Annotated in this window: 11 protein-coding genes; all 11 read left to right on the top strand. The window is 53.3% G+C overall.

Features of this window, described 5'->3' with window-relative positions:
• Positions 1-146: 146 nt before the first annotated feature.
• The 11 genes from serC to rfbC all read left to right on the top strand — a co-directional run bounded on the left by serC (position 147) and on the right by rfbC (position 12,272).
• Complete coding sequence (gene serC, locus AACY07_RS06990; protein ID WP_219261545.1) at positions 147-1,232, top strand: 3-phosphoserine/phosphohydroxythreonine transaminase; 1,086 nt, start codon at positions 147-149, stop codon at positions 1,230-1,232.
• Complete coding sequence (pheA, locus tag AACY07_RS06985; protein WP_016780245.1) at positions 1,232-2,326, top strand: prephenate dehydratase; 1,095 nt, start codon at positions 1,232-1,234, stop codon at positions 2,324-2,326. Before serC ends, pheA begins: the two co-directional genes overlap by 1 nt.
• Before the next feature lie 11 nt (positions 2,327-2,337).
• A complete protein-coding gene (gene hisC / locus AACY07_RS06980; RefSeq protein WP_326425921.1) occupies positions 2,338-3,450 on the top strand; it encodes a histidinol-phosphate transaminase in 1,113 nt (370 codons plus the stop codon).
• Between the two features lie 4 nt (positions 3,451-3,454).
• Complete coding sequence (locus AACY07_RS06975; RefSeq protein ID WP_339474114.1) at positions 3,455-5,686, top strand: bifunctional prephenate dehydrogenase/3-phosphoshikimate 1-carboxyvinyltransferase; 2,232 nt, start codon at positions 3,455-3,457, stop codon at positions 5,684-5,686.
• Complete coding sequence (gene cmk / locus AACY07_RS06970) at positions 5,683-6,366, top strand: (d)CMP kinase (RefSeq protein WP_445261359.1); 684 nt, start codon at positions 5,683-5,685, stop codon at positions 6,364-6,366. The genes AACY07_RS06975 and cmk overlap by 4 nt, the downstream gene beginning before the upstream one ends.
• Before the next feature lie 126 nt (positions 6,367-6,492).
• Positions 6,493-8,187, top strand: coding sequence for a 30S ribosomal protein S1 (rpsA, locus tag AACY07_RS06965; protein ID WP_019826775.1), 1,695 nt, complete (start codon positions 6,493-6,495; stop codon positions 8,185-8,187).
• Between the two features lie 335 nt (positions 8,188-8,522).
• The gene (gene ihfB, locus AACY07_RS06960; protein ID WP_003447108.1) at positions 8,523-8,819 is read left to right on the top strand and encodes an integration host factor subunit beta; all 297 of its coding nucleotides are present in this window, start codon (positions 8,523-8,525) and stop codon (positions 8,817-8,819) included.
• Positions 8,820-8,843: 24 nt separating this feature from the next.
• Positions 8,844-9,095 (top strand): LapA family protein, encoded by a 252-nt coding sequence (locus AACY07_RS06955; RefSeq protein WP_219261541.1) that lies wholly within the window; start codon positions 8,844-8,846, stop codon positions 9,093-9,095.
• Between the two features lie 1,040 nt (positions 9,096-10,135).
• Positions 10,136-10,657, top strand: a complete 522-nt coding sequence (gene rfaH / locus AACY07_RS06950) for a transcription/translation regulatory transformer protein RfaH (protein ID WP_445261363.1) — start codon at positions 10,136-10,138, stop codon at positions 10,655-10,657.
• A gap of 161 nt (positions 10,658-10,818) precedes the next feature.
• Positions 10,819-11,715 (top strand): glucose-1-phosphate thymidylyltransferase RfbA, encoded by an 897-nt coding sequence (rfbA, locus tag AACY07_RS06945; protein WP_339474110.1) that lies wholly within the window; start codon positions 10,819-10,821, stop codon positions 11,713-11,715.
• Entirely contained in the window at positions 11,712-12,272 is a 561-nt protein-coding gene (gene rfbC / locus AACY07_RS06940; protein ID WP_339474109.1) for a dTDP-4-dehydrorhamnose 3,5-epimerase, read from the top strand. The genes rfbA and rfbC overlap by 4 nt, the downstream gene beginning before the upstream one ends.
• Positions 12,273-12,294: the final 22 nt, after the last annotated feature.

Raw genomic sequence — 12,294 nt, 5'->3', positions numbered from 1 at the left:
GTGGGAGCGGGCTTGCTCGCGATGGCATCAGCGCGGTATGTCAGATAGACATTACTGCCCGTATCGCGAGCAAGCCCGCTTCTACAAGTAACACAGTGTCGAGTGTTGATTTATTGCGTGACCACCAAATCAGAGTGAGAGTGGAAGTGAGCAAACGAGCCTATAACTTCTGCGCAGGTCCTGCTGCGCTACCTGAAGCTGTCCTGTTGCGTGCCCAGTCCGAGTTGCTCGACTGGCATGGCAAGGGCCTCTCGGTCATGGAGATGAGCCATCGCAGCGATGAGTTCGTATCCATTGCGACCAAGGCTGAGCAGGATTTGCGTGACCTGCTGTCTATTCCCTCGAACTACAAAGTCCTGTTTCTGCAAGGCGGCGCAAGCCAGCAATTTGCACAGATCCCGTTGAATCTGCTGCCTGAAAATGGCAAGGCGGATTACATCGATACCGGTATCTGGTCTCAAAAGGCCATTGAAGAAGGTTCGCGCTTCGGTCACATCAATGTGGCAGCCAGCGCCAAGCCTTACGATTACTTTGCGATTCCAGGCCAGAACGAGTGGAACCTGTCGAAAGACGCGGCCTACGTTCACTACGCGCCAAACGAAACCATTGGCGGCCTGGAGTTCGACTGGATTCCGGAAACTGGCGATGTGCCTCTGGTCGCAGACATGTCCTCGGACATTCTGTCGCGTCCGGTTGATGTTTCCCGTTTCGGCATGATCTACGCAGGCGCCCAGAAAAACATCGGTCCGAGCGGAATTGTGGTCAACATCGTTCGTGAGGACCTGCTGGGTCGTGCGCGCTCGATCTGCCCGACCATGCTTGATTACAAGGTCGCGGCTGACAACGGCTCGATGTACAACACGCCGCCGACGCTGGCCTGGTACTTGTCCGGCCTGGTGTTCGAGTGGCTGAAAGAGCAGGGTGGTGTCGAGGCTATCGGCAAGCTCAATGAAGTGAAAAAACGTACCTTGTACGATTTCATCGATGCCAGCGGCCTGTACAGCAACCCGATCAATATCTCTGACCGCTCCTGGATGAACGTACCGTTCCGCCTGGCTGACGACCGCCTCGACAAACCTTTCCTGGCGGGTGCCGAAGCGCGCGGGCTGCTGAACCTCAAAGGGCATCGCTCGGTAGGTGGCATGCGTGCTTCGATCTATAACGCTGTGGACATCAATGCAGTTAACGCATTGGTGGCTTACATGGCAGAGTTCGAAAAGGAACACGGCTAATGTCCGAACAAGAACTCAAGGCGCTGCGACTGCGCATCGACAGCCTGGACGAAAAAGTTCTGGAGCTGATCAGCGAGCGCGCGCGCTGCGCTCAGGAAGTGGCGCGAGTCAAAATGGCTTCGTTGGCTGAAGGCGAAGTGCCGGTATTTTACCGGCCTGAGCGTGAGGCTCAGGTGCTCAAGCGTGTCATGGAGCGCAACAAAGGCCCATTGGGCAACGAAGAGATGGCGCGACTGTTCCGCGAAATCATGTCTTCTTGCCTGGCCCTGGAGCAGCCACTGAAAGTGGCTTATCTCGGTCCGGAAGGTACTTTTACCCAGGCAGCAGCCATGAAGCACTTTGGCCATGCGGTCATCAGCAAGCCAATGGCCGCTATTGATGAAGTGTTCCGTGAAGTTGCAGCGGGTGCAGTGAATTTTGGTGTGGTGCCGGTGGAAAACTCCACCGAAGGCGCAGTCAACCACACGCTCGATAGCTTCCTTGAGCATGACATGGTGATTTGTGGCGAAGTCGAGCTGCGCATCCACCATCATCTGCTGGTTGGCGAAAACACCAAGACTGACAGCATCAGCCGTATCTATTCCCATGCGCAGTCGTTGGCCCAGTGCCGCAAGTGGCTGGATGCGCATTACCCGAATGTCGAGCGTATTGCAGTGTCGAGCAATGCCGAAGCCGCCAAGCGGGTCAAGGGTGAGTGGAATTCTGCTGCCATTGCCGGCGATATGGCTGCGGGCCTTTACGGCTTGACCCGACTGGCTGAGAAAATCGAAGATCGTCCGGATAACTCCACGCGGTTCTTGATGATTGGTAGCCAGGAAGTCCCGCCTACCGGGGATGACAAGACTTCAATCATCGTTTCGATGAGCAACCGTCCTGGTGCGCTGCATGAATTGTTGGTTCCGTTTCATGAAAACGGGATCGATCTGACGCGTATCGAGACACGTCCTTCGCGTAGCGGTAAATGGACTTATGTGTTTTTCATCGACTTTGCTGGCCATCACCGCGACCCTCTGGTCAAGAGTGTTCTGGAGCAGATCAGTCAAGAAGCCGTAGCGCTTAAAGTGCTGGGTTCTTACCCGAAAGCGGTTCTTTGAGGCGATAAAACATGAGCGGTGATTTCCTCGCCCTGGCACAGCCGGGCGTGCAACAACTTTCGCCTTATGTCCCGGGCAAGCCTGTGGACGAGCTGGCCCGTGAGCTGGATCTGGATCCAGCCACAATTGTGAAGCTGGCCAGCAATGAAAATCCTTTGGGTGCGAGCCCCAAGGCTCTGGAAGCCATCCGTGCTGAGCTGGCCGAGCTGACGCGCTATCCGGACGGCAACGGCTTCGCCCTCAAAAGCCTGTTGGCTGAACAGTGTGCGGTGCAGATTGATCAGGTGACGCTGGGTAACGGCTCAAACGATGTTCTTGAGCTGGTTGCGCGTGCTTATCTGGCGCCAGGCCTGAATGCCGTGTTCAGCGAGCACGCGTTTGCCGTATATCCGATCGTTACCCAGGCGGTAGGTGCGCAGGCACGAGTAGTGCCCGCCAAGGATTGGGGGCATGACTTGCCTGCCATGCTTGACGCTATCGACAGCAATACCCGTGTGGTTTTCATTGCCAACCCGAATAACCCGACCGGAACCTGGTTTGGTGTCGATGCGCTGAACGAGTTCTTGCAGGATGTTCCCGAGCACGTGCTCGTGGTGCTGGACGAAGCCTATATCGAGTACGCCCAAGGTGGTGATCTGCCAGACGGTCTTGAGTTTTTGTCGGCGTATCCCAATTTGCTGGTTTCGCGCACGTTCTCCAAGGCTTACGGCCTGGCCGCTTTGCGGGTGGGCTATGGCCTGTCGACGGCAATCGTTGCAGATGTGCTGAATCGCGTACGTCAGCCATTCAACGTTAACAGCCTGGCCTTGGCGGCCGCTTGTGCGGCTCTTAAAGATACCGATTACCTGAACCAGAGCCGGCGTCTTAATGAGGCCGGGATGCAGCAGTTGCAGGACGGTTTTCGCGAACTTGGCCTGAGCTGGATACCATCCAAAGGCAACTTCATTGCTCTGGACCTCGGTCGGGAGGCGGCTCCCGTTTATCAGGGGCTGCTGCGAGAGGGCGTAATCGTGCGTCCGGTTGCTAACTACGGAATGCCGAACCATTTGCGTATCACTATTGGTTTGCCCGCGGAAAATATCCGTTTGCTTGAGGCGCTGGCCAAGGTGCTTGCTCGTGGTTGATGTAATGTCTGTGCAATTGGTAAAGCCTGTTTTGGGTCGTTTGGTTGTTGTCGGTTTGGGGCTGATTGGCGGCTCTTTCGCCAAGGGTATGCGCGAGAGCGGGCTGTGCGGCGAAGTGGTTGGTGTTGATCTCGACCCCAAGTCCTGTGCAATGGCTGTGGAGTTGGGGGTGGTCGACCGCTGTGAGGCTGATCTGGCAACCGCTTGTGCGGGCGCTGACGTGATTCAGTTGGCGGTGCCGATTCTGGCCATGGAGAAAATGCTTGGCCTTTTGGCGGGCATGGATCTTGGGCAGGCGGTGATCACTGATGTTGGCAGTGCCAAAGGCAATGTCGTGCGCGCTGCAGCCCATGCCTTTGGCGGTATGCCCGCCCGTTTCGTCCCGGGTCACCCGATTGCCGGTTCTGAACAGAGCGGTGTCGAGGCCTCGAACGCCAGCCTGTTTGAGCGTCACAAAGTTATTTTGACGCCAGTGGCGCAAACCGATGCTGACGCTCTGGATCTGGTCGATGGGATGTGGCGCGCCCTGGGTGCGGACGTCGAGCATATGCAGGTCGAGCGTCATGACGAGGTTTTGGCTGCAACCAGCCATTTGCCTCATCTGCTGGCCTTCGGGCTGGTGGACTCTCTTGCCAAGCGCAACGAGAATCTGGATATCTTCCGTTACGCAGCGGGTGGCTTTCGTGATTTCACAAGAATCGCGGGTAGCGACCCGGTAATGTGGCATGACATTTTTCTCGCGAATCGCGAGGCAGTGCTGCGCACATTGGATACATTTCGCAGTGATCTCGACGCTTTGCGCGACGCGGTCGATGCAGGGGATGGGCATCAATTGCTGGGCGTCTTTACGCGCGCCCGGGTTGCCCGCGAGCATTTCAGTAAAATCCTGGCCCGCCGGGCATATGTGGACGCTATGAATTCCAACGATCTGATTTTTTTGGCAAATCCTGGTGGTCAAGTTACTGGCCGGATCCGCGTACCAGGCGACAAATCCATTTCTCACCGCTCGATCATGCTCGGCTCACTGGCCGAAGGCACGACTGAGGTGGAAGGTTTCCTTGAGGGTGAAGATGCCCTGGCAACGTTGCAGGCATTCCGTGACATGGGTGTGGTCATCGAAGGTCCTCACCATGGTCGTGTGACCATTCATGGTGTTGGCCTGCATGGCTTGAAAGCTCCGCCTGGCCCAATTTATCTGGGTAACTCGGGTACTTCGATGCGTCTTTTGTCTGGCCTGCTGGCCGCGCAAACCTTCGATACGACCCTGACCGGCGACGCTTCGCTGACCAAGCGTCCGATGAATCGTGTGGCTAATCCATTGCGCGAAATGGGCGCCGTGATCGAGACCGCTGCAGAAGGTCGTCCGCCGATGACCATTCGCGGTGGCCACGCTCTTAAAGGCATGAACTACACCTTGCCGATGGCCAGTGCTCAGGTTAAGTCTTGCCTGTTGCTGGCGGGCTTGTATGCAGAAGGCAAGACGTCGGTCACCGAGCCGGCTCCGACTCGCGATCACACCGAGCGCATGCTGCAGGGTTTCGGCTACCCCGTAACTGTTAATGGTCCTACGGCTTCGGTTGAGTCGGGTCACAAGCTGACTGCGACGCATATTGAAGTCCCTGGCGATATTTCTTCGTCAGCGTTCTTCCTGGTTGCCGCTTCAATCGCAGAAGGCTCTGATCTGCTGCTGGAGCATGTGGGGATCAACCCTACCCGTACTGGCGTAATCGACATTTTGCGTCTTATGGGTGCGGATATCACCCTTGAGAATCAGCGTGAAGTGGGTGGCGAGCCGGTAGCTGATCTGCGTGTACGTGCCGCAAAGCTGAAGGGAATCGAGATTCCTGAAGAGCTGGTGCCGCTGGCGATTGATGAGTTCCCGGTACTGTTCGTGGCGGCGGCTGTTGCCGAAGGTCGTACGATCCTGCGTGGGGCAGAAGAGTTGCGCGTCAAGGAGTCTGACCGGATTCAGGTGATGGCGGACGGTTTGCTGGCGCTGGGTGTGAAGTGCGAGCCGACACCGGATGGCATCATCATTGATGGCGGTACTATCGGTGGCGGTGAGGTTCATGGGCATGGCGATCACCGTATTGCGATGGCCTTCAGCGTGGCTTCGTTGCGTGCAACCGCTCCAATCCGTATTCACGATTGCGCCAACGTGGCGACCTCATTCCCGAACTTCCTTGCGCTGTGCAAGCAGGTGGGCATGCGTGTTGCTCAAGAGGCGAACTCGTGATTTCGGCACCGGTTATTACCATCGATGGTCCTAGTGGTTCCGGTAAAGGTACCGTTGCCGGGATCCTGGCCAAGCGCCTGGGGTGGAATTTGCTGGACTCCGGTGCCTTGTACCGCTTGCTGGCTTTTGCTGCGGGCAATCACGGTGTTGCCCTCGATAACGAGGCGCTACTGGAGAAACTGGCTGCACATCTTGATGTGCAGTTCGTCGGGGCGACCGACGGCAAGCCCGCTCGCATCATTCTCGAAGGCGACGACGTAACTCACGCTATCCGCAGTGAGGCTGTGGCAGCTGGAGCCTCCAAAGTCGCGGCTTTGCCGGCTGTTCGTGATGCTTTGTTGCAGCGTCAGCGTGCATTTCAGGAGTTGCCAGGCCTGGTTGCCGATGGTCGTGACATGGGTACGGTGGTATTTCCTGATGCCCCGTTGAAGGTTTTTCTGACGGCCAGCGCTGAAGAGAGGGCCCGTCGCCGTTACTTGCAGTTGAAGGCAAAGGGCGATGATGTTAGTCTCTCGGGTCTGCTAGATGAGATTCGTGCCCGCGATGAGCGTGATACGCAGCGTGCAATAGCCCCGCTTAAGCCGGCGGCTGATGCCATACAGCTGGACTCTACGGAGTTATCCATCGAGCAGGTGCTGGAACGCATCATGAGTGAAATCGCACTTCGCGATATTGCCTGATGACCAAGAAAGCGTGCAGGAGACCAGAAATAGTCCTGCATGCCTTCTTTTATATAAACGTAACCCACATTGTCTGGAATGTGGCAGATGGGCGTATTCCTTCGCCCTTGATCAACAGGAATTAAAATGAGCGAAAGCTTTGCAGAACTCTTTGAAGAAAGCCTAAAAACCCTGAATCTTCAGGCTGGCTCGATCATCACCGCTATCATCGTTGATATCGATTACCAAGCTGGTTGGGTTACCGTTCACGCTGGTTTGAAGTCGGAAGGCCTCATCCCGCTGGAGCAGTTCCACAACGACGCTGGCGAACTGAACATCAACATCGGTGATGAAGTTCACGTTGCGCTGGACGCGGTCGAAGACGGCTTTGGCGAAACCAAGCTGTCCCGTGAAAAAGCCAAGCGCGCTGAATGCTGGATCGTTCTGGAAGCAGCCTTCGCAGCAGAAGAAGTGGTCAAGGGCGTTATCAACGGTAAGGTTAAAGGCGGCTTCACTGTCGACGTTAACGGCATCCGTGCGTTCCTGCCAGGTTCTCTGGTTGACGTTCGTCCAGTGCGCGACACCACGCACCTGGAAGGCAAAGAGCTGGAATTCAAGGTCATCAAACTTGACCAGAAGCGCAACAACGTTGTTGTTTCGCGTCGCAGCGTTCTTGAAGCAGAGAACTCGGCTGAGCGTGAAGCTCTGCTGGAATCCCTGCAAGAAGGCCAGCAAGTCAAAGGTATCGTCAAAAACCTCACCGATTACGGCGCATTCGTCGATCTGGGTGGCGTCGATGGCCTGCTGCACATTACCGACATGGCTTGGAAGCGTATCAAGCATCCTTCCGAAATCGTCAACGTTGGCGACGAGATCGATGTCAAGGTTCTGAAGTACGATCGCGAACGCAATCGTGTTTCCCTGGGCCTGAAGCAACTGGGCGAAGATCCATGGGTTGCTATCAAAGCCCGTTACCCAGAAAGCACTCGCGTTACCGCTCGTGTAACCAATCTGACCGACTACGGCTGCTTCGCTGAGCTGGAAGAAGGCGTTGAAGGTCTGGTACACGTTTCCGAAATGGACTGGACCAACAAAAACATCCACCCTTCGAAAGTCGTACAAGTCGGCGACGAAGTGGAAGTTATGGTTCTGGACATCGACGAAGAGCGTCGTCGTATCTCCCTGGGCATCAAGCAGTGCAAATCTAACCCATGGGAAGATTTCTCTGGCCAGTTCAACAAGGGCGATAAAATCTCCGGCACCATCAAGTCGATCACCGATTTCGGTATCTTCATTGGTCTGGACGGCGGCATCGACGGCCTGGTTCACCTGTCCGACATTTCCTGGAACGAAGTTGGCGAAGAAGCCGTACGTCGTTTCAAGAAAGGCGACGAGCTTGACACCGTTATCCTGTCTGTTGATCCAGAGCGTGAGCGTATCTCCCTGGGTATCAAGCAGCTGGAAAGCGATCCGTTCTCCGAGTACGTACAAGAGAACGACAAAGGCGCAATCGTTAAGGGCATCGTGAAAGAAGTTGACGCTAAAGGCGCCATCATCACTCTGGCCAACGATATCGAAGCTACTCTGAAAGCATCCGAAATCAGCCGTGACCGCATCGAAGATGCACGTAACGTTCTGAAAGAAGGCGAAGAAGTAGAAGCCAAGATCATCAGCGTTGATCGCAAAAGCCGCGTAATCCAACTGTCCATCAAGTCGAAAGACGTTGAAGACGAGAAGGAAGCAATCCAGAGCCTGCGCGACAAGCCAGCTACCTCTGAGATCGCTGCTGGTCCGACCACTTTGGGCGACCTGCTGCGTGCACAAATGGAAAAACAGAACTAAGTTCTGATTGACCATAAAAAAGGGCGACTTAGGTCGCCCTTTTTTGTGCCTGAGATTTGATAGCCAGGATAGCTTCCGACCATGAGTTCTTGTGTAGGCGTGTTTGCAGGTCGCTTATGATTTGGCTTGGGAAGGGCGGGGGTTTATGTCGAGCGAGCTGTGTGAGGGCTTGGGAGGTGGTTGCAGTGGGCTAAGGTTATTACTTGGCCTGATGGGAGTTTGGGGGGGCGACAAACTTTGCAAAGATAAGTCAATCCCTGGGCTGTTCAAAATCTATCGATCATGCTAAAACCTTTGAAGCGCTGATCTAGCTGCTTGAAAAAGAAGGGAAAAATATGACGAAGTCGGAGTTGATCGAACGAATTGTCACCCATCAAGGGCTGCTCTCATCCAAGGATGTAGAGTTGGCCATCAAGACTATGCTTGAGCAAATGTCCCAATGCCTGGCGACTGGTGATCGGATTGAGATCCGCGGTTTTGGCAGCTTCTCGTTGCATTACCGAGCCCCTCGAGTTGGCCGCAATCCCAAGACTGGTCAGTCAGTCAGTCTGGATGGAAAATTTGTTCCTCATTTCAAGCCCGGCAAAGAGCTACGGGATCGAGTAAATGAAGATGAGGAAGACGACATTTAATCCTTCGTGGAACAGGAGTTGCCGATGCGTAGCGTCAAGCGTGCAGTGTTAGTGGTGTTTGCCCTGATTGTCATTTTCGGGATAGTGATTTTTATCCTCGAAAACCAGCAGCCCACAGCACTGGTATTTTTGGGTTGGCACACTGCGCAACTTCCGCAATCGCTGTTCTTTATCGGTGCTTTACTGGTTGGTATGGCTATCGGGCCTGCAATGGGTTTTGTGGCCTACAAACGCAAAGCTGCCAGATTGAAGCGTAAGCTGTTGGTCGAGTCTTAAGGCTGCCTTTCCAGGTCTCTCATATGGATAGTGTGAGAGGCTTTTGTGCGTCGAGTGATATCCGAAAAGTAAGCGCCGCAATCAAGCTGGGCTTGTAATTTGGGATATTTCCTACAAGTTGCTAGCTTGCATTGCTTAGTGGATCTGGCAGAGTGCTCGACTCTCAGTGCTTGGCGCGTACTCGTGCGCTCATTGATATTTACGTAGGATGCAAAAAATCCATAATCTCGAGTCTATTCAAGGGGTTTTTGTTGTTCGATATTTCATTTTTGTTATGAGGCTTCTTTCGGTTTCGATCTGCAGTGCTCATGTTTCATTGGGGTATTGTCTGATTAGGTGAGGTTGCTCATCTTGTCAAAGTTGTATTTTATTCAGGATAAAGGTTACGACTGTAGTTCTGCATGTTGTAACTGTATAGCGGTCGGCTCCCTATTTTCAGACAAGTATCTGCGGTATTCCCGCCTGAAAATCAGAGTAAACCGATTTATCAATCGGAGCTTACGTTAGGCGTGCAAGGTGCTTCCCCTTCCTGGTCCTCTAACCAATTCATATGATTAGTATCATACATTGCCCTGGAATCGACGGGCATTCCGGTCTCCCTGTGTCCGCTGGTTTGTGTGGGGGGGCGCTAACTCTCCTTTTAAAAGGGCGTAAACACAGGTTGCCGTGCGCTCGTCCGGTTGTACGCCAGTGGTCGCATAGTCAATTCCCTCAGGGCAATGCTGGGTAACAATGTGCTCTATCCAGGCTTTTGGGCACATGGAATACCTGTCGCGGTGATACAAAAATACGGCCTGCGAGGTGGTTTTGTTGAAATGGAGAGGGAGCGCTGTATCATTCGCGCAGGCGTTTGTATTTTAGGCATTGCTCTGGCCATGCGGATCAGCAAGCTGTGCGCAACTTTGTTTAGGTTATGTTTGGGCTATTGGCCCTGCTGCGGTTTAACCTCGTAGCGATGATCAGAACTCAACTGGTGCCATTGGCACAGGCGCTGCACGATGGTAAACACGGAAGAACCTATTAATGAGTCACCCATGCACATGACAAGCAGCGCAGCAACCCAGGACCCGGTTGCATCCCGGTCCGGCGACTGGTATCTGGTGCAATGCAAGCCAAGACAGGACGAGCGGGCAGAGGAGAACCTTCTGCGCCAGGGCTATAAGTGCTCACGTCCAGCCTGCCGCCGCGAGCGGTTGCTGCGCGGCCAGATGCAGCACGTTCAGGAGTCTCTCTTTCCTGGCTATCTTTTTATCCACATGCCTCAAGGTGCCAACTGGGCTCCGTTGCGTTCTACACGCGGCGTAGCACGCGTTGTGGCCTTTGGCGGTCGTCCCCTTGCAGTCAGTCATGAGTTAGTATCCCAACTACAAGACCGTGCAGAGAGTCACATCATCACCGCGTTCAAGCCCGGTGAAAAAGTCACCATCCTTGATCAAGGCTTTGCAGGTATTGAGTCCATATTCATGACTATGGACGGCGAAGAACGAGTTATTTTGCTTATCAACTTAATGAACCGGCAGCAACAAATCAGTTTGCCGTTGGCGAGTATTAGCAATCATTGAGTAAAACCTTGGTCACAGCCGGGGCAAAGACAACAAAGCGCGTTCTCAGGAAATTGACGATGAATCCTGGGGCGGTAGCGTGTTTGTTTCAGACAGAATTAAGCCATCGCCTGCCCAAGTTACAGGCGATGCACTCCACAAGTTAAGGAAGTGCTTTAACCATGACCTCCCTCAAACGTAAAGGCATCATCCTCGCTGGCGGTTCAGGTACGCGCCTGCATCCACTTACGTTGGGTGTGTCAAAGCAGATGCTGCCAATCTACGACAAACCAATGATCTTCTATCCGCTGTCAGTTCTGATGCTGGCGGGTATGCAAGAAATACTGATTATCTCAACGCCCGAAGACCTACCGTGTTTCAAAAAATTGCTGGGTGACGGTAGACAGTACGGTATTGAGTTGAGCTACGCGGAACAGCCTAGCCCCGATGGATTGGCGCAAGCCTTTATCATTGGTGAAGAATTTATTGGTAAAGATCCGGTTTGCCTGATCCTCGGTGACAATATTTTTTATGGTCAGAATTTTTCTGGGAACCTGCGTGCAGCCATGTCCCAAGAAAAGGGCGCCACGGTTTTTGGCTACCATGTTTCGGACCCGGAGCGTTTTGGTGTCGTTGAGTTTGATGACACAGGCCGTGCGTTAAGCATTGAAGAAAAGCCTACGAAGCCAAAATCAAACTACGCCGTGACGGGGTTATATTTCTACGACAATCAGGTTGTCGAAATTGCAAAAAACATCAAGCCATCTTCGCGAGGTGAGCTTGAAATTACCGATGTCAATCGCGCTTATCTTAAGCAAAACACGTTGACGGTTGAAATGCTGGGGCGTGGTTTTGCATGGCTGGATACCGGTACTCATGAGTCTCTGCTGGAGGCCAGTCATTTTGTGCACACCATCGAGCAGCGTCAGGGTTTGAAAGTGGCTTGCTTGGAGGAGATTGCTTATAACAGTGGCTGGATTACACCTGAAATCTTGGGTGCGCAGGCTGAAAAGTTGAAAAAGACAGGATATGGGCAATACCTTGCCAAGTTGTTGTCATTTGAAAGAGTTGCGCCATGAAATTTTCTTCTGCAGAACTCCCAGGGGTAGTGATTATTGAACCGGTTGTTTATGAAGATGAGCGTGGCTGGTTCATGGAAAGTTTCAATCAACAGCGATTTGAAGAAGGCTTACATAGTTTAGGTCAACCGATTCCAAGCACTTTTGTTCAAGATAATCAGTCGTGCTCTAAAAAGGGAGTGATTCGAGGATTACACTACCAATCAGAACCTTTTGCACAAGGCAAGCTTGTGAGCGTAGCTCAAGGTGCTGCTTTTGATGTGGTGGTGGATATCAGACTGGATTCGTCCACATTTGGCCAGTGGTTCGGTACTGAGTTAAGCGCAATAAATAAAAAAATGTTGTGGATCCCTGCCGGTTTTGCACATGGCTTTCTTGCATTGGAAGATGGTACCCACTTTAGTTATAAAACCACTAGATTTTACAATAGAGACTCGGAGAATAGCCTGCTCTGGAATGATCCAGCAATAGGCGTCAAGTGGCCTAAATTGGATGGGTATATAATCAGCAATAAAGATCGGGCAGCACCAATGTTGTCAGATATTGAGGTAATGTGACTTAGGACGTATTTGTATCATA

The organism is Pseudomonas sp. RL_5y_Pfl2_69, from assembly GCF_963970465.1.
GTDB lineage: Bacteria > Pseudomonadota > Gammaproteobacteria > Pseudomonadales > Pseudomonadaceae > Aquipseudomonas.
The sequence above is the reverse complement of the archived record's forward strand: the minus strand, read 5'-3'. Positions and strand labels throughout refer to the sequence as shown.